This window comes from Streptomyces sp. NPDC058145 (genome assembly GCF_042884245.1).
GTDB lineage: Bacteria > Actinomycetota > Actinomycetes > Streptomycetales > Streptomycetaceae > Streptomyces.
This window is the reverse complement of the sequence record NZ_JBHVUH010000013.1, coordinates 291,311-315,527: the sequence shown is the minus strand read 5'-3', so window position 1 is coordinate 315,527 and position 24,217 is coordinate 291,311. Positions and strand designations below refer to the sequence as shown.

The following is a 24,217-nucleotide window of genomic DNA, read 5'->3' as shown; positions in this document are numbered from 1 at the left end:
CGTCGGAACAGCCGAAAGGAACTCCCATCATCTCCCGGCAGACTCCGCCACTGGCGGAACTCTCCATGCTGGCCTCCCTCGGCACCATGCCCGAACTGGCCCGCCAACTGTCCGGACTGGGCGGCTGTACCCGCCCGGTACGCCTCGACGGACACCGCACCGAACATGCGGTGGACCAGACGACCGGCGAAATCGGCCGCGTCCTGCACCACCTGGACTCGTCGAACCTTCCTGCCGGCCAACTGCTCGTCCGCTGCAACAACCGCCGCGCCACCCGATGCGGGGCCTGCGCCGAGACCTACCGCCGCGACACCTACCACCTCATCACCGCCGGACTCCGAGGCGGCAAGGGCACTCCGGAACGGGTCGCCACACACCCGCGCGTCTTCGCCACCTTCACCGCTCCCGGCTTCGGCGCGGTCCACAACCGGCGCTCTGACGGTCGGAACTGCCGTTGCGGCGTCCAGCACGAGGAAGGTGACGCAGTCCTGGGGACGCCCCTCGACCTGGAGACCTACGACTATGAAGCGGCCGTGCTGTGGAACGCGCACGCAGGGGCGCTCTGGCGGCGGTTCTCGATCTACCTCCGCCGCGAAGTCGCCAAGCGGGCCGGCCTCACTCAGCGGGCGTTCCGAGACCACGCCCGGGTCTCTTTCGCGAAGGTGGCCGAATACCAGAAGCGGGGTGCCGTCCACTTCCACGCCGTGATCCGCATCGACGGCCCGGAGGGTGGTGAATCTCCGCCTCCCGCCTGGGCCACAGCCGAGCTGCTGACCGACGCCGTCCGGGCTGCTGCCACCACGGCGCGAATCGATGGACCGGTGATCGGCGAACGGGCCCACGCCTTCGGGTTCGGTCGTCAGCTCGACGTCCGCACCATCCGCTCCGCTGACTTCGACGGCGGCCAGGAGCTGACCGAGCGAGCTGTAGCGTCGTATATCGCCAAGTACGCCACCAAGGGCGCCGAAACTGCCACAGGCACCCTGGACCGGCCCATCAAGTTCCTCGCCGAGCTGGCCCAAGCACGGATCACGGAACACGCACGGCGCATGATCCGCACTGCCTGGGCCCTGGGCGCACGCCCCGAGCTGGCTGACCTCCGTCTCCGGGCCTGGGCCCACATGCTCGGCTTCCGCGGCCACTTCTCCACCAAGTCACGCCGCTACTCCACCACCCTGGGCGCGCTCCGTGAGGCCCGCGCCGACTGGCGTCGGGCTCAGGCGGCTCCGCCCGTACCGCAGGACGGCGAGACCACGCTCGTCCTCGCTCACTGGGTCTTCGCCGGCACTGGCCTGTCCCGCGCCGGAGCCTGGCTTGCCGCATCCCTCGAACCGGCCCCCGGAACGGAAGGAGAACCGACATGGACGCCCGCCGCGACGAACTGATGACCGTTCGCCAAGTCCTGGACGAGCTGGGCGGTGTTTCTCGCCGCACGTTCTACCGCTGGCGTGAGTTGGGACTGGGGCCGGCCGCATTCAAGCTCCCCAATGGTGAGCTGCGGGTGTGGCGTAGTGATTTCGCGTCGTGGCTCCGGCAGATGGAGGAGGCGGCGTGAAGTCTCTCGACGTCAAGGTCTGGGGCGTACGTAAGCGGGACACCAAGACGCCCTCTTACGGAGTGCGCTGGTCTGTGGCGGGCAACGTCTTCTCGGACTCGTTCCGTACCAAGGCGCTCGCTGATCACTACCGAGCGAAGCTCATGAGTGCCATGCGGGGCGGCGAAGAATTCGACACGGAGACTGGCCTCCCGGCCTCGATGGAACAGAAGAAGTCGCCGTTGTCCTGGTACGACTTCGCCCTCAGGTACCTCGCGATGAAGTGGCCCCACGCTGCGCCCAATACGCGCGACGGCATCAACGAATCTCTTACGAGCGTGACCATGGAACTTCTTCTGGAGCGGCCAGGGCGGCCGTTCGACGAGGAGATCCGCAAGGCCTTACGCAACTGGGCCTTCGTGCTGCCAGGGCCCAAAGACCGGGAGGTTCCAGATAACGTCCGAAACGTTCTGCACTGGGTGGCAAAGGCCTGTCGGCCGCTTGCGGATCTCGCCGAACCGGCAACGGCCCGTGCGGTGCTCGACGGGCTGACGCTGAAGCTCGACGGCACCGCGGCAGCCGCCGAGACAGTGCGGCGGAAGCGGCGGACTCTCGTCAACGCCGCGAACTACGCGGTCGACCTGGGGGAACTGCGGGAGAATCCGATCACGGCGGTTCGCTGGCAGAAGCCGAAGGTCTCGAACCAGGTCGATCCGCGCGTTGTTGCCAATCCGGAGCAGGCACGCAACCTCCTGGCGGCAGTGTCCTACGTGGGCGGCTACCGGCGTGCTCGCGGCCGGCGCCTCGTCGGGCTGTTCGCGGCGATGTACTTCGGCGGCCTCCGGCCCGCTGAGGCGGTCGGCCTGGTCGAGACTGACCTTGTCCTCCCGGAGCAGGGCTGGGGCTCGGCGCTGCTCCACCGAACCCGTCCTTCGGTCGGCAAGCAGTGGACAGACTCGGGGGAGACCCACGACGACCGCGGGCTCAAGAATCGTCCGGCTGAGGACGTTCGGCGTGTGCCCATCCCGCCCCAGCTCGTCGCCGTGCTGCGCGAGCACCTGGCCACATTCGGCACGGCGGAGGATGGGCGGCTCTTCTTCAGTGAGAAGGGTTCGGTCGTCCCGTCCTCGACCTACTACCGGGTGTGGCAGGAGGCTCGGCTCCTGGCGCTTCCGCCGGCCGTCGCCGCCTCGCCGCTCGCGAGTAGGCCGTACGACCTTCGGCACTCGGCGCTGTCGACGTGGCTCAATGCGGGTGTGGATCCCACCGAAGTTGCCGAGCGCGCCGGCAACAGCGTTGAGGTCCTGCTGACCCGATACGCGAAGTGCCTCGACGGACGGCAGGACGTCGCCAACCGGCGCATCGAGGACCTGCTCCGCGAGTACGAGTGAAATTCGCTTGAACGAGTCTGAGGCCCTTGGCACTGCCAGGGGCCTCGTCGTTCGTACTACGCGTCAACGTGAACTGGCGCCCTGGGTGCGCTCTGCGGCGAGTAGGCGCTCAAGATTTCCCCTCGCGCTATTGAGCGCCGTAAGCATCTGCCTGCGAGTCTGCTCGAAGTGGGGGTCGACCTCCACGCCGAGATCATGTCGCAGGGTGACCCGTAGCAGCCACACACCATCGGATAGCGGGCCGCTGAACCACGCCTTCGCCCGCTCATAAGCTTCGTTGTGGTCAGGACTGCTAGGCAACTGCTTGACGACTGAGTACCCGACTCCAAGTGCCCTGTTCAGCTTTGAGGCTACTTCCAGGACGTCCTTCGTCAGCGCCATCTGCGCGTGAGAGTACTGGACGGACCAGGCTTCCTTGGCAGCGTCGAGAACCGCCGGGTCGCTGCTTTCACCGCGCTCGGCTGCCTGGACGACGTCTCGGGCAGCGACACGGTACGCACGCGCCGTCGTATTCAAATCGGCGTAGAGATCGCGCTTGGTTTGCAGTACCTGCTCGCGGCGGTCTCGTTCCCGCTCACGATCAGCACGCTCGTCTTGGTCCCTGCTAGCGCGCTGGCTGAGCACTGCCCCACCCAGAGTTCCGCCTAGCGTTCCTCCGACGCTGATGAGCGTGACTGCAAGAGTGGTCACATCCACGAGATCCCCCAACTTGTCCATTCGCTGACCCACTGGCCGCTGGCTGTGACTGTAGAGAGCACGACATCCAGTCGGTCATGCTCGCCATCCACCGCATGGTCTGAGACCGGGACGAAGATAGCGAGGGGTAGGCCTGTACGGCTTCAGCGGGTGGCTTCACCTGCGACAACGCCCCAAGATCTCGTCCACGCCTCGTCCGCAGACCCCGACGTACAACCGCTCCGGGCTGCATACGCCTGCACATACGCGAAGATCCCGGCCCCAGCGTTTCCGCTGGTGATGGGGCCTTTGGGCACCTCATGCTGGGTGCCCCCGGCAGGATTGGCCTGACGCGGCGATGCGCATGCGCAGGCCCCTTCGTCAGTCAGATGGGCTGACCTGGGTAATCGCTCGGCCGCGACCGGCTCCCCGTCGACCCGCGGACGAGCCGGATGTCGCAGTCGCAGGTGATCGCGAGAGGTTTCCTTCGAAACCTGCCGAAAGGTTATTGACTTATGGCACCTGGTGTGCATCGTGGTTAGTAGGCCATAACACCGAAAGAGTTGCAAAGTCGATGAGGACGTCTAGCCGGCTAGTGACTTGGACAGGATGTGGTTCAGGCCCCCAGCAAGCCGGCGCGATACCGATGCAACAGTGACGACTGAAGCTCCAGGACACGAGCAGTACTACTGGGGACTGTTTTTTGCCCTCAAGGCGCGGCTACTGCACTGTGCTCTACCGCGACGGTCAGCCGACCGAGATCGGCTACTGCGGGGCACCGCCGATGAACCCACCCTCAGGCCCCTGGACTCGTCCCGGGGCCTCGCCGTTTGTCGGGGCTGACCTGGGCAGACGCCTCAAGATCCCGTCCACGCCTCGTCCACAGACCCCGGCATACGGTCGTTCCAGGCCGCATACGCCTGCACATACGCGAAGACCCCGGCCTCAGCGTTTCCGCTGGTGACGGGGTCTTTGGGCACCTCATGCTGGGTGCCCCCGGCAGGATTCGAACCTGCGCACACGGCTCCGGAGGCCGTTGCTCTATCCCCTGAGCTACGGGGGCGTGTCGGGCGCTGAGCTGTTCGCTTGCGGCGACGGGTAGAACACTAGCAGGTCCGCAGGGGTGATCAGGAACGGGTTTCCGGGGTGCGTCGGGGGTGGGTTGGGCGGAGGCGGTCAGGGCCGGACGGCGGTGTCGCTCGCGCGGGGTGGAAGTGGGGAAAAGCCGGACGCGGTGGCCGGTGCCGACCTACTCTCGAGTTGTGCCAGGCGCGTCGGGCCGGGTGCTTGTTGTGGACGACAACAAGGTCATCCGGCAGCTGATCAGGGTCAACCTCGAGCTGGAGGGGCTTGAGGTCGTGACCGCGGCCGATGGTGCCGAGTGTCTGGATGTCGTGCATCGGGTTCAGCCCGATGTCGTCACGCTCGATGTCGTCATGCCCCGGCTGGACGGGCTCCGGACCGCCGCGCGGCTGCGTGCGGATCCTCGTACGCACGATCTTCCGCTCGCCATCATCAGCGCGTGCACGCAGTACGAGGTGGAGAACGGGCTCGACGTCGGTGTCGACGCCTTCCTCGCCAAGCCCTTCGAACCCGCGGAGCTCGTCCGGCTCGTCAAGCAGCTGATCGAGCGGAAGCCCGGCCGTGGCCGGCGCGGGGAGGGCGAGGGGGAGGAAGAGGGGGACGGCGACGAGGGCAGTGGCGGAGAGGGCGGGGGCGGTGATGGAGCGGGGGTAGCAGTGGGGTGAATGGGGTGATGGGGAAACGGGTGGGGCGCCCCCTACCCGGGCGCCCCCCGCCCCCTTCCCGTCTCGCACCGTAAAACCGCCTCGCGTACCCACCCCCCACCTCCCCTACGCTTGTCCCGTGACCCCCGTCGAGCTCTCCCGCACCGTGTTGCACTCGGTGCGTGCTGCAGTGGACAGCGGGGAGCTGTGTGTGGACGTGGTGCCCGAGCGGGTTGTCGTGACCGAGCCGGGGCCCGGGGGGTGTGGGGACTACGCCACCAATGTCGCCCTTCAGCTCGCTCGGGCGGCCGGACGGCCACCCTTGGACGTCGCTGAGGTGCTGCGCAAGCGGCTCCTGGAGGCCGACGGCATCGATGACGTCGTCATCACGGGGCCCGGGTTCCTCAACCTCACACTCGCCGACAGCGGTGAGACGGCCGTCGGCCTCGTCACCGAGATTCGCCGGCTCGGCGCCGCCTACGGTCACGGTGACACGCTCGCCGGACAGGTCGTGCTGTTGCGCGTGCCGTACGAGGTGCGGGCCGAGGTCGTGGCCGACGCCGTCGCGCGGATCGTGGCCACCCAGGGCGGCCGGGCCGAGGTCGAGCACGGGGAGCCGGTGAACCTGCGGCCCGTGCCGGCGCCGGAGGATCCCGCGCCGCTCGGGGCCGACGCCGCCCAGTGGGCGCTGCTGTATCCCGCGCAGCACGACCGGCCCCGGATCACCGCCGACCATCTGGTGCAGCGGGAGGGCAATCCGCTGTTCCGGGTGCGGTACGCGCACGCCCGTACCCGGGCCCTGTCCCGCAATGCCGCCCGCCTCGGGTTCGGTGCCGAGCCCGGACCCGTGGCGGCCCGCGAGGTCGTCGCCGCCCTCGCCGACCACCCCCGCATCCTCACCGCGGCCGCCACCCATCGCGCCCCGGACCGTCTTGCCCGGCATCTCGTCACCGTCGCCGATGCCGTGCTGCCCTTTCTGCCCACCGTGCTGCCGCGCGGCGAGGAGAAACCCTCGGCCGCCCACCGTGCCCGGCTCGCCCTCGCCGAAGCCGCCGGGACGGTGCTGGCCGGCGGCCTGTCCCAGCTCGGCATCGACGCACCCGAACACCTCTGAGGCAACCCCAGGACGCCCGGAGAGAGACAGAGAGTCTGAGAGTCACGTCATGAGCCGTTCCGCCCACCCTGCCGGGCCCCGTCACGCCGATGTCCTTCCCGAGGGGCACTACTCCGCCCCGCCCGCCGACCTCAACGCCCTCGACCCCAAGGTGTGGGCGCAGACCGTCGGCCGGGACGAGGACGGTGTCCTCACCGTCGGCGGGATTCCCGCGACCCGGCTCGCCGAGGAGTTCGGCACCCCCGCCTACATCCTCGACGAGGCCGACTTCCGGGCCCGGGCGCGCGCCTGGCGCACCGCGTTCGGCGCCGACGCCGACGTCTTCTACGCCGGGAAGGCGTTCCTGTCCCGGGCCGTCGTGCGGTGGCTGAACGAGGAGGGGCTCAATCTCGACGTGTGTTCCGGTGGGGAGCTCGCCACCGCGCTGTCGGCCGGGATGCCCGCCGAGCGCATCGCCTTCCACGGCAACAACAAGTCCGTGGCGGAGATCGAGCGGGCGGTCGAGGCCGGGGTCGGGCGGATCGTGATCGACTCCTTCCAGGAGATCGTGCGGGTCGCGCACGTCGCGCGGTCGCTGGGCACGCGGCAGCGGGTGCAGATCCGGATCACCGTCGGGGTCGAGGCGCACACCCACGAGTTCATCGCCACCGCCCACGAGGACCAGAAGTTCGGCATCCCGCTCGCGGGCGGTCAGGCCGCCGAGGCGGTGCGGCGGGCGCTCCAGCTCGACGGGCTCGAGGTCATCGGCATCCACAGCCACATCGGCTCGCAGATCTTCGACATGTCCGGCTTCGAGGTCGCCGCCCACCGGGTGGTCGGCCTGCTGAAGGAGATCCGGGACGAGCACGGGGTCGAGCTGCCCGAGATCGACCTCGGCGGCGGGCTCGGCATCGCGTACACCAGTGCCGACGACCCGCGCGAGCCGCACGAGATCGCCAAGGCGCTGACCGAGATCGTCGGCCGGGAGTGCGAGGCCGCCAGGCTGCGCACGCCCCGCATCTCGGTCGAGCCCGGCCGTGCCATCGTCGGGCCGACGGCGTTCACGCTGTACGAGGTCGGCACCGTCAAGCCGCTCGACGGGCTGCGGACGTACGTCTCCGTGGACGGCGGGATGTCCGACAACATCCGTACCGCGCTGTACGACGCGGAGTACAGCGTCGCCCTCGTCTCGCGAGCCAGTGACGCCGAGCCCGTGCTCAGCCGTGTCGTCGGCAAGCACTGCGAGAGCGGGGACATCGTGGTCAAGGACGCGTTCCTGCCCGCCGACCTGGCGCCGGGCGACCTGCTCGCCGTACCCGCCACCGGTGCCTACTGCCGGTCCATGGCCAGCAACTACAACCACGTGCTGCGCCCGCCCGTCGTCGCGGTGCGGGACGGCGAGGCTCGGGTGATCGTGCGGCGTGAGACGGAGGAGGACCTGCTGCGTCTCGACGTCGGCTGACGTACGCCGACGGCGCGGAGGGCGGCTGACGTCGGCGGGGAGGGAGAGCCCGGGGTGCCGGAACCCCTGATTCCGCGGGCGTCGGTGAACCGCGGGAGAAGGGCCGGAAGATCTTCGGTCTTCCCATCCCGGGAAAATGAAATACATGTCTCACGATCCGGACGAAGGGTAGAAACTCCCGTCCGGTGAGTGAGACTGGTCCAACCGTAGACGGTAAGAGGAAACGAGGTCGGATGATGCGTACGCGTCCGCTGAAGGTGGCGCTGCTGGGCTGTGGAGTGGTCGGCTCAGAGGTGGCGCGCATCATGACGACGCACGCCGACGACCTCGCCGCCCGGATCGGGGCCCCGGTGGAACTGGCCGGAGTCGCCGTGCGCCGGCCCGGCAAGGTGCGTGAGGGCATCGACCCGGACCTGGTCACCACCGACGCCACCGCCCTCGTCAAACGCGGCGACATCGACGTCGTCGTCGAGGTCATCGGCGGCATCGAGCCCGCGCGGAGCCTCATCACCACCGCCTTCGAGCACGGCGCGTCCGTGGTCAGCGCCAACAAGGCGCTGCTCGCCCAGGACGGGGCCGCGCTGCACGCCGCCGCCGAGGAGCACGGCCGGGACCTGTACTACGAGGCCGCCGTCGCCGGTGCCATCCCGCTGATCCGGCCGCTGCGCGAGTCCCTCGCCGGTGACAAGGTCAACCGGGTGCTCGGCATCGTCAACGGCACGACCAACTTCATCCTCGACAAGATGGGCTCCACCGGCGCCGGGTACCAGGAGGCGCTGGACGAGGCCACCGCGCTCGGATACGCGGAGGCCGACCCGACCGCCGACGTCGAGGGGTTCGACGCCGCCGCCAAGGCCGCCATCCTGGCCGGTATCGCCTTCCACACCCGGGTGCGGCTCGACGACGTCTACCGCGAGGGCATGAGCGAGGTCACCGCCGCCGACTTCCGTTCGGCCTCGGAGATGGGCTGCACGATCAAGCTGCTCGCCATCTGCGAGCGGGCCGCCGACGGCGGCTCGGTGACCGCGCGGGTGCATCCCGCGATGATCCCGCTGAGCCACCCGCTCGCCTCCGTGCGCGGCGCCTACAACGCGGTCTTCGTGGAGTCCGACGCCTCCGGGCAGCTCATGTTCTACGGCCCCGGCGCCGGCGGTTCCCCGACCGCCTCCGCCGTGCTCGGCGACCTGGTCGCCGTCTGCCGCAACCGGCTCAACGGCGCAACGGGGCCCGGTGAGTCGGCGTACGCGGCCCTGCGGGTCTCGCCCATGGGCGAGGTCGTCACGCGCTACCACATCAGCCTCGACGTCGCGGACAAGCCGGGTGTACTGGCCCAGGTCGCGACCGTGTTCGCCGAGCACGGGGTGTCGATCGATACGGTTCGCCAGCAGGGCAAGGACGGCGAGGCCTCCCTCGTCGTCGTCACCCACCGCGCGTCCGACGCCTCCCTGACCGGGACCGTCGAGGCGCTGCGCAAGCTCGACACCGTGCGGGGTGTCGCCAGCATCATGCGGGTTGAAGGAGAGTAACCAGCAATGACTCACCAGTGGCGCGGAATCATCGAGGAGTACCGGGACAGGCTGCCGGTATCCGACACCACGCCGGTCGTGACGCTCCGCGAGGGCGGCACTCCCCTCGTGCCCGCGCAGGTGCTCTCCGAGCGCACGGGCTGTGAGGTCCACCTGAAGGTGGAGGGGGCCAACCCCACCGGATCCTTCAAGGACCGCGGCATGACCATGGCCATCTCCAAGGCCAAGGAGGAGGGCGCGAAGGCGGTCATCTGCGCCTCCACCGGCAACACCTCCGCCTCGGCCGCCGCCTACGGGGTGCGGGCCGGGATGGTCTCGGCCGTCCTCGTGCCGCAGGGCAAGATCGCCCTCGGCAAGATGGGCCAGGCCCTGGTGCACGGCGCCAAGATCCTCCAGGTCGACGGAAACTTCGACGACTGCCTCACGCTCGCCCGCAGTCTGAGCGAGAACTACCCGGTGGCGCTGGTCAATTCGGTCAACCCGGTGCGTATCGAGGGGCAGAAGACGGCCGCCTTCGAGATCGTGGACATGCTCGGCGACGCCCCCGACATCCACGTCCTGCCGGTCGGCAACGCGGGCAACATCACCGCCTACTGGAAGGGCTACAAGGAGTACGCCGCCGACGGCGTCTCCGCCCGGACCCCGCGCATGTGGGGCTTCCAGGCCTCCGGCAGTGCGCCGATCGTGCGCGGCGAGGTCGTCAAGGACCCGTCGACCATCGCCACCGCGATCCGTATCGGCAACCCCGCCTCCTGGCACTACGCCCTCGCCGCCCGCGACGAGTCCGGCGGTGCCATCGACGAGGTGACGGACCGTGAAATCCTGCGCGCCTACCGGCTGTTGGCCGCACAGGAGGGTGTCTTCGTGGAGCCCGCCTCCGCCGCCTCGGTGGCCGGTCTGCTCAAGGCCGCCGAGCAGGGCAAGGTGGACCCGGGGCAGCGCATCGTGTGCACCGTCACCGGCAACGGGCTGAAGGACCCGGACTGGGCCGTCGCCGGCGCGCCGCAGCCGGTCACGGTCCCGGTCGACGCGGCCACCGCGGCGGAGCGCCTCGGCCTGGCCTGAGCGCCCGCGGCCCGGGAGACCGGGCTCGCGAACCCCGCCCCGCCGGGGCGACCCGCGGCAGGGTGCACGGGAGGTCCACGACACGCATCGTGCGCCTCCTGTGCGCCCTATGTCGCCGCGGAACCTTCCTTCGATAGGCTGTACTGAACCCGCCTACCGCATATGCCCCCGCGTGTGGGCACGGGCCGCGTCGTCTCCGCGACCCGACGGGTCTTCGTACGTCATCGAATGTTCATCGAACCGATCGAGCGGCATTCGACTCCATCGGATGTCCTTCGACACTCACGCAGCTCAAGGAGAGTCTTCGAGCGATGGCCGGTCCAGCCTTCCGCGCCGCCGCCGTCCGGGTGCGCGTCCCCGCCACCAGCGCCAACCTCGGCCCGGGCTTCGACGCCCTGGGCCTCGCGCTGGGGCTCTACGACGACGTCGTCGTCCGGGTGGCCGACTCCGGTCTGCACATCGACATCGCGGGTGAGGGCAGCGAGACCCTGCCCCGGGACGAGAGCCACCTGCTCGTCCGCTCCCTGCGCACCGCCTTCGACCTGCTGGGCGGACAGCCCCGCGGCCTGGAGATCGTCTGCGCCAACCGCATCCCGCACGGCCGTGGCCTCGGCTCCTCCTCCGCCGCCATCTGCGCCGGCGTCGTCGCCGCCCGCGCGGTGACCATAGGCGGCGAGGCCCGGCTCGACGACGCGGCGGTGCTCGAGCTGGCCACCGAGATCGAGGGCCACCCCGACAACGTGGCCGCCTGTCTGCTCGGCGGTTTCACCCTGTCCTGGATGGAGGCCGGCGCCGCCCGGGCCATCAGGATGGAGCCCGACGATTCCATCGTTCCGGTGGTTTTCGTGCCGGGGAAGCCGGTGCTCACCGAGACCGCGCGCGGCCTGCTGCCGCGCACCGTGCCGCATGTCGACGCCGCCGTCAACGCGGGCCGCGCCGCCCTGCTCGTCGAGGCCCTCACCAGGCGCCCCGAACTGCTGCTGCCCGCCACCGAGGACCGTCTGCACCAGGAGTACCGCGCCCCGGCCATGCCGGAGAGTGTCGCGCTGGTGGAGCGGTTGCGGGCCGACGGGATCCCGGCCGTCATCTCCGGCGCCGGACCCACCGTCATGGCGCTGGCCGACACCGACAGCGCCGACAAGGTGTCCCACCTCGCGGGTGCGGGCTGGGCCGCCAACCGGCTGGACCTCGATGTCCAGGGCGCGAGCGTGCTGCCGCTTGCGACCTGAGACACGGTTGCCGGATTTGGAGAGGGGGAATGTTTGTTGGATCCGGTAGTGTTAACCTCAAGTCTGCACCCGACCCCACCATGGCGAGGTGCTTCGTGTCCCCGTCCGGGACAGACATCCTTCCGGGAGCCTCCCACACCACTCCGTGTCTCGTGCGCCGTACCTGGGCAGTACGACGTACGCGGACACTGAGCGGGACGTCGGGCACGCTCCGGAATCGGTGCTACCACGCCACGTGACACTGGATGCCACGGCTCGCGGAAGCGCCATCACCAGAAATTCTCTTTCCGCCGCTTTGGCGGACCACCGCCCCGGCACGGTTCATCGAAGACAGGACCGTAGCCGGACAGCACAACCGGTCGCCGAGCCAGACAGGCCGACGTCCGCTCCAGGGAAGGACCCTTCGTGAGCGACACCACCGATCTGATGGGCGCACGTGTCGAGGAGACCGCTGCCGCGCCCGCCACGGACGCCTCCGCGCCTGCCAGCGGTGCCGGCTCCCGGCGGCGCCGCGGTACCGGCCTCGAGGGCATGGTGCTGGCCGAGCTGCAGCAGGTCGCATCCGGCCTCGGCATCAGGGGCACCGCGCGTATGCGCAAGAGCCAGCTGATCGAGGTCATCAAGGAGGCCCAGGCTGGGGGCACCTCCCAGGCCCTTTCGGGCTCTGGGGGAGGGGGCGCCGCTCCCAAGGCGGAGGCGGCCACCGAGACCAAGCCCAAGCGCCGGGCCACCTCCAAGGCCCGTACCGGTGAGGACGCCGCCGAGAAGAAGGCGGACAAGGCGGCCGAGGCTCCCGCCGAGAAGGCCGTGGCCCAGCAGCAGATCGAGATCCCCGGTCAGCCGGCCGGTGGCGCCGCCCGCGCGAGCGAGGCCGAGCGTGGCGGAGACGAGGCCCCGGCCGAGCGGCGTCGCCGTCGTGCCACCGCCGAGGCGGGCAGCCCGGCCGCCGGCGCCGAGAGCGTCGCCGCCGAGGCGAAGGGTGAGTCCAAGGGCGAGACGGCCGCGCAGCAGCAGGGCGAGGCCCGTGGCGACGCCGGTGACGGCGAGGGCCGTGGCCGTCGTGACCGCCGCGAGCGCGGTCGTGACCGCGACCGCCGGGGCAAGGGCGACGACCAGCAGGGCGGCGGTCGTCAGGACCGTCAGCAGCAGGGCCAGCAGCAGGGCGGCCGGCAGGACCGCAGCAGCGGCCCGCAGGACGACGACGACTTCGAGGGTGGCCGCCGTGGCCGTCGCGGCCGCTACCGCGACCGCCGTGGCCGCCGTGGCCGCGACGACATCGCCGAGCCGCAGGTCGCCGAGGACGACGTCCTGATCCCCGTCGCGGGCATCCTGGACATCCTCGACAACTACGCCTTCATCCGGACCTCCGGCTACCTGCCCGGCCCGAACGACGTGTACGTCTCCCTCGCCCAGGTCCGCAAGAACGGCCTGCGCAAGGGTGACCACATCACCGGCGCGGTCCGCCAGCCGAAGGAGGGCGAGCGCCGCGAGAAGTTCAACGCGCTGGTCCGCCTCGACTCCGTCAACGGCATGGCGCCCGAACACGGCCGTGGCCGCCCGGAGTTCAACAAGCTGACCCCGCTGTACCCGCAGGACCGCCTCCGTCTGGAGACGGACCCGGGCGTGCTGACCACCCGCATCATCGACCTCGTGTCGCCGATCGGTAAGGGCCAGCGCGGTCTGATCGTGGCCCCGCCGAAGACCGGCAAGACCATGATCATGCAGGCGATCGCCAACGCGATCACGCACAACAACCCCGAGTGCCACCTGATGGTCGTCCTGGTCGACGAGCGTCCGGAAGAGGTCACCGACATGCAGCGGTCGGTCAAGGGCGAGGTCATCTCCTCGACCTTCGACCGTCCGGCCGAGGACCACACCACGGTCGCCGAGCTCGCCATCGAGCGCGCCAAGCGTCTGGTGGAGCTGGGTCACGACGTCGTTGTGCTGCTCGACTCGATCACGCGTCTGGGCCGTGCGTACAACCTCGCCGCCCCGGCCTCCGGCCGCATCCTGTCCGGTGGTGTCGACTCGACGGCCCTGTACCCGCCGAAGCGCTTCTTCGGTGCGGCCCGCAACATCGAGGACGGCGGCTCGCTCACCATCCTCGCCACCGCCCTGGTGGACACCGGGTCCCGCATGGACGAGGTGATCTTCGAGGAGTTCAAGGGCACCGGCAACGCCGAGCTCAAGCTCGACCGCAAGCTCGCCGACAAGCGCATCTTCCCGGCGGTGGACGTGGACGCGTCCGGCACCCGCAAGGAAGAGATCCTGCTCGGCAACGACGAGCTCGCGGTCACCTGGAAGCTGCGCCGGGTGCTGCACGCGCTCGACCAGCAGCAGGCGATCGAGCTGCTTCTCGACAAGATGAAGCAGACGAAGTCGAACGGCGAGTTCCTCATGCAGATCCAGAAGACGACGCCGACGCCCGGCAACGGCGACTGACCGGTAGGTACTGGGTAGGAAACGAAGGCCGCCCCCCGTCACCACGTGACGGGGGGCGGCCTTTTGGCGCTGAGAGGTAGGGGAGCGCATCACGCGTCCCACTCACCACATCTCTCCCTGGGGGGAACCGCCTTGCCCACGCCCGAGCCCGGGCGGCACAGACGCCGGATACGTCTTGCCGTCCCCCTTGCCGCGGCCGGTGTCGCCGCCGCCGTGACCGCCGCGCTGATGACGGCCTCCGCCGGTGCGGCCACCGCGCTGCCGAAGCCCGGCACCGCCCCCGCCGTCGCCCAGCCGTCCCAGGCCACGCTGGAGAAGCGCATCGCGGGCGCCTCCGGCACCGAGCAGCCGGCGAAGACCAGCAGCCCCTCGGCCGTCTCGCCGAAGATCATCGGTGGCAGCGAGACCACCATCTCCTCGGCGCCCTGGATGGCCCAGCTCTGGTACTACGACGACAAGAACACCACCGACACCGGCGACGACGTCGGCTTCTTCTGCGGCGGCTCGGTCGTCTCGCCGACGAAGATCCTCACCGCCGCGCACTGTCTCAGGGAAGACAACAGGAACTACGACTGGGCGGCTCACGGCGCCGTCGTGACGGGTACCGACCAGCTGCCCACCACCGACGCCGGCGGCACCACCGACCTGCACGGCGGCCAGGCCACGGGCGTACTGCGTCAGTGGTGGCAACCGGGGTACGACCCGGTGGACAAAGAGACGGGGAAGTACGAGAGCGACCTCGGGGTGCTCACCCTGGGCGTCCCGGTCAAGGCCACGCCGATCCGCATGGTCACCTCCGGCGACACCGCGTCCTACGTCACCGGCACCAGCGCCAAGGTGTACGGCTGGGGCCGCACCAGCTCCACCAGCCAGGACATCTCGCAGACGCTGAGGACGACCGCGCTGACCCTGCACTCCGACAGCGCCTGCGCCGGCGCCTACGACACGGCCTTCGTCGCGGGGCACATGGTCTGCGCGGGCACCCAGAGCGGAAGCGACACCGGTACCAGCGCGACGTGCAACGGCGACTCCGGTGGCCCGCTCGTGGTGGGCGGCCGGATCGTCGGAGTGGTCTCCTGGGGCGTCACGGACTGCGTGAAGAAGGGCTACTACAGCGTCTTCACCAAGGTCGGCGCCTACGTCGGCTCGGCCTACCCCCAGATCGACGACAGCAACCTGAGCTACAAGGACAACAAGGCCGACCTCTTCGTGCGCGCCTCGTCCACGAAGACCGGCTACGAGAAGGACTCCAAGGGCACGTCCTTCGGCTCCCGCATCTCCTGGGGCGACTGGGGCGGGGTCAACCTCGCACTCCAGGCCGACCTGAACCGGGACGGCTACCAGGACGTCGTCTACCGGGTCAGCTCCACCGGCGACGTGTACTGGGAGCACTTCGTCCTCAACAGCGCCCGCACCAGCGGTAGCTGGACCGAGACGAAGATCTTCACCGGCTGGAAGACCCGCACCCGGATCATCATCCCGGGCGACGTCACCGGCGACTATCTGCCCGACGTGGTCTCCGTCGACTCGGGCGGCACGCTGTGGCTGTACGCGGGCAAGGGCAACGGGACCTTCGCCTCCAAGGTGAAGGTGAGCACCGGCTGGGACCAGTACAACTCGGTGCGCGGCCACGGGGACTTCAACGGCGACGGCAAGGCCGACCTGCTCGCCCGCAAGTCGAGCAACGGCGACCTGTACCTGTACAAGGGCACCGGCAAGTCCGGCTCCGGCGCCTTCTCCACCCGGGTCAAGGTGCGCAGCGGCTGGACCGGCTACAACGCCTTCGACGCGGTCGGCGACGTGAGCGGCGACGGCAAGGCCGACTTCCTGGCCCGCACCCCCGGCGGAACCCTGTACCTGTACAAGGGCACCGGAAAGGGCACAAGCGAGATCTTTGCCACAAGGGTCTCGGTCGGCACCGGCTTCCAGGCCTACGACCTCTGGGGCTGAAACCGCAGGTGAGCATGGCTCACCGAGGACCACGCGGTCACGCACGGTGCCCGTCGCCGCACGCGGTGGGCACCGTGCGCTGTGCAACCCTGTGCCGAGTTTCTCCGTCTGACCAGGCAGAGCGACGATGGAGCGGTGACGACCGCGCCTGACCCTGAAAGCAGGGGGTAACCGACAGGACGAGACCTAGGAGTGACGTGTCCGCCGAGAGCACGCCGGAGCCCGGCATAACGGAGCCGGTCACCACCGGCCCGCAGCAGCGAGGCGGGGGCCGCCGCCGCAAGGCCGCCCCCAGCAAGCGTCGCAAGGCCCTGCTCGCCACCGCATGGGCGGCCGCCGGCGTGGTCGTGCTGGGCGGTACGGGTTTCGGGTACGTCTACTTCAAGCTCAACGGCAACCTGAAGAGCGTCGACATCAACCAGGCCCTCGGCGACGAGCGGCCCACGAAGATCGACAACGGTTCCGAGAACATCCTGGTGCTCGGCTCGGACACCCGCTCGGGGAAGAACCGGAAGCTGGGCGGCGGCACGGACGACGGCAGCGCCCGCTCCGACACCGCGATGATCGTCCACGTGTACAAGGGGCACAAGAAGGCCAGCGTGGTCTCCGTCCCGCGCGACACCCTCATCGACCGCCCCGCCTGCACCGACACCAAGGGCGGCAGCCACCCGGCCGCGTCCGGCGTGATGTTCAACTCCGCCTACTCCACCGGCGGCGCCGCCTGTGCCGTGAAGACGGTCGAGTCCCTCAGCGGGATCCGCATGGACCACTATCTGGAGGTCGACTTCGCCGGCTTCCAGAAGCTCATCGACGACCTCGGCGGGGTCCCGGTCACCACGACCAAGGCCATCGCCGACCCGCAGAGCCACCTGAACCTCAAGGCCGGCACCCACACCCTCGACGGTCAGCGGGCGCTCGCCCTGGTCCGCACCCGGCACGGCGTCGGCGACGGCTCCGACCTGGGCCGCATCCAGCTCCAGCAGTCCTTCGTCAAGGCGCTGCTCGACCAGGTCGAGCACGTCGGCGTGCTCAGCAACCCCAAGGAGCTGTACGACCTCGCCGACACCGCCACCAAGGCCGTCACCACCGACTCCGACCTCGGCTCGGTCACCTCCCTCGCGGACTTCGCGGGCGGCCTGAAGGGCATCGGCTCCTCCCACATGAGGATGGTCACGATGCCGGTCCAGTACGACCCGGCCAACCCCAACCGGGTCCTCCTGCAGAAGGCCAAGGCCGAGCTGATCTGGAAGGCCCTGGAGAACGACAGGCCCATTCCCGCGTCGGCCACGAAGGGCACGGCGGCGGGCGAGGCCAAGGGCGTCGTCAGCGGCTGACCCCCGCACCCGGCCGACCCCGCAGCCGGCCGGCCCCAGTCCCTGGGGTTCCCGCAAGCGGCTCCGGAAAGCCGCCGGGAAACGCCCGGGGAATAGAAGGTCCCGCCCCCCGGTTTTGGGGGATGGCGCCAGTCCTGGCAGACTGGTACGTCGGCTCCGGTTCACGCTCTCGCATCCCGCGGCTGCGACCCGGCGCCCTCCCGAAACCTAGGAGACACCTTGAAGCGCGACATCCACCCCGAGTACGTCGAGACGCAGGTCAGCTGCACCTGTGGCGCGTCGTTCACCACCCGCAGCACCATCGAGTCCGGCGCCATCCGGGCCGAGGTCTGCTCCGAGTGCCACCCGTTCTACACGGGTAAGCAGAAGATCCTCGACACCGGTGGCCGTGTGGCCCGCTTCGAGGCCCGCTTCGGCAAGGCCGCCGGCTCCAAGAAGTAGCGAGCCCCAAATCGCCGGTCCACGGTCGCGTCCTCTAGCGGGGCGTGCCCGGGACCGGCGTTTTTGGTCGCCCGCCCTGCCCTCACCGCCGTATCAGGAGCCGAAAGATGTTCGAGGCCGTCGATGAACTCGTCGCCGAGCACGCCGACCTGGAGAAGAAGCTCGCCGACCCGTCGGTCCACGCCGACCAGGCCAACGCGCGCAAGCTGAACAAGCGCTACGCCGAGCTCACCCCGATCGTCGCCACGTACCGCTCCTGGAAGCAGAACGGCGACGACATCGAGACCGCGCGGGAATTCGCCGCCGACGACCCCGACTTCGCCGCCGAGGCCAAGGATCTCGAGAAGCAGCGCGAGGAGCTGACCGAGAAGCTGCGCCTGCTGCTCGTCCCGCGCGACCCCAGTGACGACAAGGACGTCATCCTGGAGATCAAGGCCGGCGCCGGCGGCGACGAGTCCGCGCTGTTCGCAGGTGACCTGCTGCGCATGTACCTGCGCTACGCCGAGCGGATCGGCTGGAAGACCGAGATCATCGACGCCACCGAGTCCGAGCTGGGCGGTTACAAGGACGTCCAGGTCGCGGTGAAGGCCCGCGGGCAGATCGAACCCGGTCAGGGCGTGTGGGCCCGGCTGAAGTACGAGGGCGGCGTGCACCGGGTGCAGCGCGTGCCGGCCACCGAGTCGCAGGGCCGCATCCACACCTCCGCCGCCGGTGTCCTCGTGACCCCCGAGGCCGAGGAGGTCGACGTCGAGATCAACCAGAACGACCTGCGGATCGACGTCTACCGGTCCTCCGGGCCCGGCGGCCAGTCGGTCAACACCACCGACTCCGCGGTGCGCATCACGCACCTGCCGACCGGAGTCGTCGCCTCCTGCCAGAACGAGAAGAGCCAGCTGCAGAACAAGGAGCAGGCGCTGCGTATCCTGCGCTCCCGGCTGCTCGCGGCGGCGCAGGAGGAGGCGGAGCGGGAGGCGGCCGACGCCCGCCGCAGCCAGGTCCGCACCGTCGACCGTTCAGAGAAGATCCGCACCTACAACTTCCCGGAGAACCGCATCTCGGACCACCGAGTCGGCTTCAAGGCGTACAACCTGGACCAGGTCCTGGACGGCGACCTCGCCGCGCTGATCCAGGCCTGCGTCGACGCCGACTCGGCGGCGAAGCTGGCGGCCGCGTAAGAGGCGCGTACGAGTTACACGGAGGACTTGCGTGCAGTCACCAACTGGGGGGCGACCCCCAAGCCCCCGCAGTCTGCTGCTCGCCGAGGTGGCCCAGGCCACCCAGCGGCTGGCCGACGCCGGCGTGCCCTCGCCGCGTACCGACGCGGAGGAGCTCGCCGCGTTCGTGCACGGCGTGAAGCGTGGCCAGCTGCACTCCGTGAAGGACTCCGACTTCGACGCCCGCTACTGGGAGGTCATCGCCCGGCGTGAGCAGCGCGAGCCGCTGCAGCACATCACCGGGCGGGCCTACTTCCGGTACCTGGAGCTCCAGGTCGGGCCGGGTGTGTTCGTGCCCCGGCCGGAGACCGAGTCCGTGGTCGGCTGGGCCATAGACGCCGTGCGCGCCATGGACGTGGTCGAGCCCTGCATCGTCGACCTGTGCACCGGCTCCGGCGCCATCGCGCTCGCGCTCGCCCAGGAGGTGCCGCGCTCGCGCGTGCACGCCGTGGAGCTGAGCGAGGAAGCGCTCCAGTGGACCCGCAAGAACGTCGAGGGGTCCAGGGTCGACCTGCGCCAGGGCGACGCCCTGTCCGCCTTCCCGGACCTCGACGGCCAGGTCGACCTGGTCGTCTCCAACCCGCCGTACATCCCGCTCACCGAGTGGGAGTACGTCGCGCCCGAGGCCCGTGACTACGACCCGGGGATGGCGTTGTTCTCCGGCGAGGACGGCCTCGACCTCATCCGCGGCATCGAGCGCACCGCGCACCGGCTGCTGCGGCCCGGCGGGGTCGTCGTCATCGAGCACGCCGACACCCAGGGCGGCCAGGTGCCCTGGATCTTCACCGAGGAGCGGGGCTGGGCCGACGCGGCCGACCACCCGGACCTCAACAACCGCCCCCGGTTCGCGACCGCCCGCAAGGCGCTGCCGTGAGCACCCCGACGACTTCCAGCTCGCAGTACCCGCATGAGGAGGCTCGCTAGACATGGCACGGCGATACGACACCAACGACGCGACCGACCGTGTGACGGGTCTGCGCGAGGCCGCGTCCGCCGTCCGCCGGGGCGAGCTCGTGGTGCTGCCGACCGACACGGTCTACGGCATCGGCGCCGACGCGTTCTCCGCGGAGGCGGTCGCCGACGTGCTGGCCGCCAAGGGCCGGGGCCGCAACATGCCCACCCCCGTCCTGATCGGCTCCCCGAACACCCTGCACGGCCTCGTGACGGACTTCTCCGAGCTGGCCTGGGAGCTGGTGGACGCCTTCTGGCCGGGCGCCCTCACGCTCGTCGCCCGGCACCAGCCGTCCCTGCAGTGGGACCTGGGCGACACCCGCGGCACGGTGGCCGTGCGCATGCCGCTGCACCCGGTCGCCATCGAGCTGCTCACCGAGGTCGGCCCGATGGCCGTGACCTCGGCCAACCTCACCGGTCACCCGGCGCCGGAGGACTGCGACGCCGCCCAGCGGATGCTCGGCGACTCCGTCTCCGTCTACCTCGACGGCGGCCCGACGCCCGGCAACGTGCCGTCGTCCATCGTGGACGTCACCGGCGAGGTGCCGGTGCTGCTGCGGGAGGGCGCGCTCTCCCCGGAGGAGCTGCGGAAGGTCGTACCCGACCTCGAGGTGGCGAATTGACGGCCCCTGACGCGGGGCGTGGCATAGGCAGGGAGAGCGCCGCGGAGATCACGACGACGTTCGTCGGGCTTCCGCGTGACTGCTTCCGCATCCTCCACGTCAGCACCGGCAACGTGTGCCGCTCACCGATCACCGAGCGGCTGACCCGTCATTTCGTGACGGAGCGGCTCGGTGTGCTCGGCGGCGGGCTGATCGTGGAGAGCGCCGGAACCTGGGGTCACGAAGGCGCGCCCATGGAGGCCAACGCGGAGACCGTGCTGGCCGAGTTCGGCGCCGACGCCTCCGGGTTCACCGGCCGGGAGCTGCTGGACGAGCACGTCATCATGGCCGACCTCGTCCTCACGGCCACCCGCGACCACCGCGCCCAGGTCATCTCCATGGGCCACTCGGCGGGCCTGCGCACCTTCACTTTGAAGGAGTTCACCCGCCTGGTGCGCGCCATAGACCCCGCCACGCTGCCTCCGCTGGAGGACGGCGTGGTGGCGCGTGCGCGCGCCCTGGTGCGCGCGGCGGCCGCGCTGCGCGGCTGGCTGCTGGCGCCGACCGCGGAGGCGGACGAGGTGTACGACCCGTACGGGGCGCCGCTGACCTTCTTCCGCTCGGTCGGCGACGAGATACACGAGGCGCTCGATCCCGTGGTGACCGCTCTGACCGGGGTCCCCGCCCGCGCGTGACGCGGGCGGGCGGCCCCGACCCGCGGGCGCGGAGGGCGGGGCAACCCGCGCGTACCGGACATCGCGGGCCTACATTGGACTCACGTCACCGTCGACCGCCCGGAGCCCGCCATGTCGGTCACCCGCACCCTCGAGACCGATGTACTGCGGGACCAGGATCCCGAGCTCGCCGACATCCTGCTCGGAGAGCTGGACCGGCAGGCGACGACGCTTCAGCTCATCGCCGCCGAGAACTTCACCTCCCCGGCCGTGCTGGCCGCCCTGGGCTCACCGCTCGCCAACAAGTACGCCGAGGGCTATCCCGGTGCCCGGTACCACGGCGGCTGCGAGATCGTCGACGTCGCCGAACGCCTGGCCGTCGAGCGGGCCACGGCGCTGTTCGGCGCCGAGCACGCCAATGTGCAGTCCCACTCGGGCTCCTCGGCCGTTCTGGCCGCCTACGCCGCCCTGCTGCGCCCCGGCGACACCGTCCTGGCCCTGGGGCTGCCCTACGGCGGCCATCTCACCCATGGCTCGCCCGCGAACTTCTCCGGCCGCTGGTTCGACTTCGTCGGCTACGGCGTCGACGCCGAGACCGGGCTCATCGACCGCGACCAGGTCCGCCACCTGGCCCGCAACCACCGCCCCAAGGCCATCGTCTGCGGCTCCATCGCCTATCCCCGCCACCTCGACTACGCCTTCTTCCGGGACGTCGCCGACGAGGTGGGGGCGTATCTGATCGCCGACGCCGCGCACCCGATCGGCCTGGTCGCCGGGGGAGCGGCACCCAGCCCGGTGCCCTACGCGGACATCGTCTGCGCCACCACGCACAAGGTGCTGCGCGGCCCGCGCGGCGGGATGATCCTGTGCGGGGCCGAGCTGGCCGAGCGGGTGGACCGGGCCGTGTTCCCCTTCACCCAGGGCGGCGCGCAGATGCACACCATCGCCGCCAAGGCCGTCGCCTTCGGGGAGGCGGCGACCCCTGCCTTCGGCGCCTACGCGCACCAGGTGGTCGCCAACGCGACGGTGCTGGCCGGCCATCTGACCGCCGAGGGGCTCCATGTGATCACCGGCGGCACCGACACCCACATGATCACCGCCGATCCGGCCCCGCTCGGTGTGGACGGGCGCACCGCGCGCGGGCGGCTCGCGGCCGCCGGGATCGTGCTGGACTGCTGTGTCCTTCCCCACGGTGACGGCCGCGGGCTGCGCCTGGGCACGGCCGCGGTGACGACGCAGGGCATGGGAGAATCCGAGATGGTCCGGATCGCCGCGCTCATGGCCACCACCCTGCGGGGCGAGGCGGAGCCGGCCGCGACGCGGGCCGAGGTGCGTGAGCTGACCGGCGGATTCCCGCCGTATCCGGGGTGAACAGGGGTAGGCGAAAAGTGCGTGCACCCGGACGCGCGCGGTGGCACACAGCCACCCGTGCAACCATCGTCGCTACCCGGAAGTCCTCATCCATATGCGTCCGTCGCTAGGGTGTGGGGCTGTGATGGCCAGCGAGACCTGTGGGGAAGCCCGTGCGTGAATACCTGCTGACGCTCTGCATCACGGCCGCGGTGACGTACCTGCTGACAGGGCCGGTACGGAAGTTCGCGATCGTGGCGGGGGCGATGCCGGAGATCCGGGCACGTGACGTGCACCGGGAACCCACTCCGCGTCTCGGCGGGATCGCGATGTTCTTCGGACTGTGCGCGGGCCTGCTGGTCGCGGACCACATGACCAACCTCAACGAGGTCTTCGCCAAGTCCAACGAGCCGCGGGCGCTGCTCTCCGGGGCCGCGCTGATCTGGCTGATCGGTGTCCTCGACGACAAGTTCGAGATCGACGCGCTGATCAAGCTCGGCGGACAGATGATCGCCGCCGGCGTCATGGTCATGCAGGGTCTGACGATCCTGTGGCTGCCCGTCCCGGGCGTCGGCAACGTGGCGCTGACCCAGTGGCAGGGCACCCTGCTGACGGTGGCGCTGGTCGTCATCACGATCAACGCGGTGAACTTCGTGGACGGTCTCGACGGCCTGGCCTCCGGCATGGTCTGCATCGCGGCGGCCGCGTTCTTCCTGTACGCCTACCGGATCTGGTACTCGTACGGCATCGAGGCCGCCGCCCCGGCGACGCTGTTCTCGGCCATCCTGATGGGCATGTGCCTGGGCTTCCTGCCGCACAACATGCATCCGGCGCGGATCTTCATGGGCGACTCCGGCTCGATGCTGATCGGGCTGGTGCTGGCCGCCGGCGCGATCTCCATCACCGGTCAGGTGGACCCGGACGCGCTGGCCCTGTTCACGGGTTCGGAGAAGGCGGCGGTGCACCAGACCGTGCCCGTCTACATCCCGCTGCTGCTGCCCCTGACGATCATCGCCGTGCCGGCCGCGGACCTGGTGCTGGCCATCGTCCGCCGCACCTGGCGCGGCCAGTCGCCGTTCGCCGCGGACCGTGGCCATCTGCACCACCGCCTGCTGGAGATCGGCCACTCCCACAGCAGGGCGGTGCTGATCATGTACTTCTGGTCGGCGCTGATCGGTTTCGGCGCGCTCGCCTACTCGGTCAACTCGGCGTCGATGTGGATCGTGCTCGGCGTGGTCTTCCTGAGCGCCATCGGCCTGGTCCTGCTCCTGCTGCCCCGCTTCAGGCCCCGGGTACCCGCCTGGGCACAGCACTTCGTACCGCCCCGCTACCGCAGGCGCCGCGGCGCGGCCGAGGACCTGGCGCTGCCCGCGGAGTCCACGGAGACCGCGGCGCGGGAGCCGGCGGCGGCCGAGGAGCGGACCCCCGTCACAGCCGGTACGACAGGGGTCAACGGGGCGACCGCCATCGGCCCTCGTTCGCGTATCGGCAAGGCCACAAGGTAAGAATCTGACTAGAGCATTGCCATCTCGTGGGGGAGCAAAGACCCCCAATACC

General features: G+C 70.1%; 20 protein-coding genes and 1 tRNA gene. 19 read left to right on the top strand and 2 right to left on the bottom strand.

The window, feature by feature from the left end:
- Positions 1 to 65 precede the first annotated feature (65 nt).
- From ACFVVO_RS28870 to ACFVVO_RS28860, 3 genes are read left to right on the top strand one after another with little or no spacing between them, the layout of a single operon-like run.
- On the top strand, positions 66 to 1,385 hold the full coding sequence (locus tag ACFVVO_RS28870; RefSeq protein ID WP_390058709.1) for a replication initiator: 1,320 nt from the start codon (positions 66 to 68) through the stop codon (positions 1,383 to 1,385).
- Positions 1,361 to 1,555: a helix-turn-helix transcriptional regulator gene (locus ACFVVO_RS28865; protein WP_390058708.1), complete on the top strand. Its 195-nt coding sequence runs from the start codon at positions 1,361 to 1,363 to the stop codon at positions 1,553 to 1,555. The genes ACFVVO_RS28870 and ACFVVO_RS28865 overlap by 25 nt, the downstream gene beginning before the upstream one ends.
- Positions 1,552 to 2,925 (top strand): tyrosine-type recombinase/integrase, encoded by a 1,374-nt coding sequence (locus tag ACFVVO_RS28860; protein ID WP_390058707.1) that lies wholly within the window; start codon positions 1,552 to 1,554, stop codon positions 2,923 to 2,925. Before ACFVVO_RS28865 ends, ACFVVO_RS28860 begins: the two co-directional genes overlap by 4 nt.
- A 63-nt stretch (positions 2,926 to 2,988) precedes the next feature.
- Here ACFVVO_RS28860 and ACFVVO_RS28855 read toward each other — a convergent pair whose 3' ends face one another.
- Positions 2,989 to 3,642 carry a hypothetical protein gene (locus tag ACFVVO_RS28855; RefSeq protein ID WP_390058706.1) on the bottom strand — a complete coding sequence of 218 codons (654 nt, stop codon included), beginning with the start codon at positions 3,640 to 3,642 and terminating at the stop codon, positions 2,989 to 2,991.
- 949 nt (positions 3,643 to 4,591) lie between these two features.
- Positions 4,592 to 4,663, bottom strand: a tRNA-Arg gene (locus ACFVVO_RS28850).
- A 151-nt stretch (positions 4,664 to 4,814) separates the two neighbouring features.
- On the opposite strand from ACFVVO_RS28850, the gene ACFVVO_RS28845 reads away from it, so the two are divergent.
- From ACFVVO_RS28845 to ACFVVO_RS28770, 16 genes are all read left to right on the top strand, one after another.
- Positions 4,815 to 5,348 (top strand): response regulator, encoded by a 534-nt coding sequence (locus ACFVVO_RS28845; RefSeq protein ID WP_390058741.1) that lies wholly within the window; start codon positions 4,815 to 4,817, stop codon positions 5,346 to 5,348.
- A 118-nt stretch (positions 5,349 to 5,466) separates the two neighbouring features.
- The gene (gene nrtL, locus ACFVVO_RS28840; RefSeq protein WP_390058704.1) at positions 5,467 to 6,441 is read left to right on the top strand and encodes an ArgS-related anticodon-binding protein NrtL; all 975 of its coding nucleotides are present in this window, start codon (positions 5,467 to 5,469) and stop codon (positions 6,439 to 6,441) included.
- A 49-nt stretch (positions 6,442 to 6,490) separates the two neighbouring features.
- On the top strand, positions 6,491 to 7,882 hold the full coding sequence (lysA, locus tag ACFVVO_RS28835; RefSeq protein WP_390058702.1) for a diaminopimelate decarboxylase: 1,392 nt from the start codon (positions 6,491 to 6,493) through the stop codon (positions 7,880 to 7,882).
- Between the two features lie 233 nt (positions 7,883 to 8,115).
- Positions 8,116 to 9,408 (top strand): homoserine dehydrogenase, encoded by a 1,293-nt coding sequence (locus ACFVVO_RS28830; protein WP_390058701.1) that lies wholly within the window; start codon positions 8,116 to 8,118, stop codon positions 9,406 to 9,408.
- Positions 9,409 to 9,414: 6 nt separating this feature from the next.
- On the top strand, positions 9,415 to 10,473 hold the full coding sequence (gene thrC, locus ACFVVO_RS28825) for a threonine synthase (protein ID WP_390058700.1): 1,059 nt from the start codon (positions 9,415 to 9,417) through the stop codon (positions 10,471 to 10,473).
- Positions 10,474 to 10,784: 311 nt separating this feature from the next.
- Entirely contained in the window at positions 10,785 to 11,702 is a 918-nt protein-coding gene (gene thrB, locus ACFVVO_RS28820) for a homoserine kinase (RefSeq protein ID WP_390058698.1), read from the top strand.
- Positions 11,703 to 12,107: 405 nt separating this feature from the next.
- Positions 12,108 to 14,144, top strand: coding sequence for a transcription termination factor Rho (gene rho, locus ACFVVO_RS28815; RefSeq protein ID WP_390058697.1), 2,037 nt, complete (start codon positions 12,108 to 12,110; stop codon positions 14,142 to 14,144).
- A gap of 228 nt (positions 14,145 to 14,372) precedes the next feature.
- Positions 14,373 to 16,094: a trypsin-like serine protease gene (locus ACFVVO_RS28810; protein ID WP_390058740.1), complete on the top strand. Its 1,722-nt coding sequence runs from the start codon at positions 14,373 to 14,375 to the stop codon at positions 16,092 to 16,094.
- 197 nt (positions 16,095 to 16,291) lie between these two features.
- On the top strand, positions 16,292 to 17,428 hold the full coding sequence (locus ACFVVO_RS28805; RefSeq protein ID WP_390058696.1) for an LCP family protein: 1,137 nt from the start codon (positions 16,292 to 16,294) through the stop codon (positions 17,426 to 17,428).
- Between the two features lie 219 nt (positions 17,429 to 17,647).
- Positions 17,648 to 17,869, top strand: a complete 222-nt coding sequence (gene rpmE, locus ACFVVO_RS28800; RefSeq protein ID WP_161291551.1) for a 50S ribosomal protein L31 — start codon at positions 17,648 to 17,650, stop codon at positions 17,867 to 17,869.
- A 107-nt stretch (positions 17,870 to 17,976) separates the two neighbouring features.
- Positions 17,977 to 19,044: a peptide chain release factor 1 gene (prfA, locus tag ACFVVO_RS28795; protein WP_390058695.1), complete on the top strand. Its 1,068-nt coding sequence runs from the start codon at positions 17,977 to 17,979 to the stop codon at positions 19,042 to 19,044.
- Positions 19,045 to 19,117: 73 nt separating this feature from the next.
- Positions 19,118 to 19,957 (top strand): peptide chain release factor N(5)-glutamine methyltransferase, encoded by an 840-nt coding sequence (prmC, locus tag ACFVVO_RS28790; RefSeq protein ID WP_390058738.1) that lies wholly within the window; start codon positions 19,118 to 19,120, stop codon positions 19,955 to 19,957.
- A gap of 52 nt (positions 19,958 to 20,009) precedes the next feature.
- Positions 20,010 to 20,657: an L-threonylcarbamoyladenylate synthase gene (locus ACFVVO_RS28785; protein ID WP_250400766.1), complete on the top strand. Its 648-nt coding sequence runs from the start codon at positions 20,010 to 20,012 to the stop codon at positions 20,655 to 20,657.
- Positions 20,654 to 21,331, top strand: a complete 678-nt coding sequence (locus tag ACFVVO_RS28780) for a protein-tyrosine-phosphatase (protein WP_390058693.1) — start codon at positions 20,654 to 20,656, stop codon at positions 21,329 to 21,331. The genes ACFVVO_RS28785 and ACFVVO_RS28780 overlap by 4 nt, the downstream gene beginning before the upstream one ends.
- A 111-nt stretch (positions 21,332 to 21,442) precedes the next feature.
- The gene (gene glyA / locus ACFVVO_RS28775; RefSeq protein WP_390058692.1) at positions 21,443 to 22,681 is read left to right on the top strand and encodes a serine hydroxymethyltransferase; all 1,239 of its coding nucleotides are present in this window, start codon (positions 21,443 to 21,445) and stop codon (positions 22,679 to 22,681) included.
- 152 nt (positions 22,682 to 22,833) lie between these two features.
- Positions 22,834 to 24,165, top strand: coding sequence for an MraY family glycosyltransferase (locus ACFVVO_RS28770; RefSeq protein WP_390058690.1), 1,332 nt, complete (start codon positions 22,834 to 22,836; stop codon positions 24,163 to 24,165).
- Positions 24,166 to 24,217: the final 52 nt, after the last annotated feature.

Excerpts from the sequence above, each read along its gene's own strand:
- ACFVVO_RS28870 (WP_390058709.1), top strand. The coding sequence starts at position 66 with ATGCTGGCCTCCCTCGGCACCATGCCCGAACTGGCCCGCCAACTGTCC.
- ACFVVO_RS28865 (WP_390058708.1), top strand. The coding sequence starts at position 1,361 with ATGGACGCCCGCCGCGACGAACTGATGACCGTTCGCCAAGTCCTGGAC.
- ACFVVO_RS28855 (WP_390058706.1), bottom strand. The coding sequence starts at position 3,642 with ATGGACAAGTTGGGGGATCTCGTGGATGTGACCACTCTTGCAGTCACG.
- lysA (WP_390058702.1), top strand. The coding sequence starts at position 6,491 with ATGAGCCGTTCCGCCCACCCTGCCGGGCCCCGTCACGCCGATGTCCTT.
- ACFVVO_RS28830 (WP_390058701.1), top strand. The coding sequence starts at position 8,116 with ATGATGCGTACGCGTCCGCTGAAGGTGGCGCTGCTGGGCTGTGGAGTG.
- thrC (WP_390058700.1), top strand. The coding sequence starts at position 9,415 with ATGACTCACCAGTGGCGCGGAATCATCGAGGAGTACCGGGACAGGCTG.
- thrB (WP_390058698.1), top strand. The coding sequence starts at position 10,785 with ATGGCCGGTCCAGCCTTCCGCGCCGCCGCCGTCCGGGTGCGCGTCCCC.
- ACFVVO_RS28810 (WP_390058740.1), top strand. The coding sequence starts at position 14,373 with ATGACGGCCTCCGCCGGTGCGGCCACCGCGCTGCCGAAGCCCGGCACC.
- prfA (WP_390058695.1), top strand. The coding sequence starts at position 17,977 with ATGTTCGAGGCCGTCGATGAACTCGTCGCCGAGCACGCCGACCTGGAG.
- ACFVVO_RS28785 (WP_250400766.1), top strand. The coding sequence starts at position 20,010 with ATGGCACGGCGATACGACACCAACGACGCGACCGACCGTGTGACGGGT.
- glyA (WP_390058692.1), top strand. The coding sequence starts at position 21,443 with ATGTCGGTCACCCGCACCCTCGAGACCGATGTACTGCGGGACCAGGAT.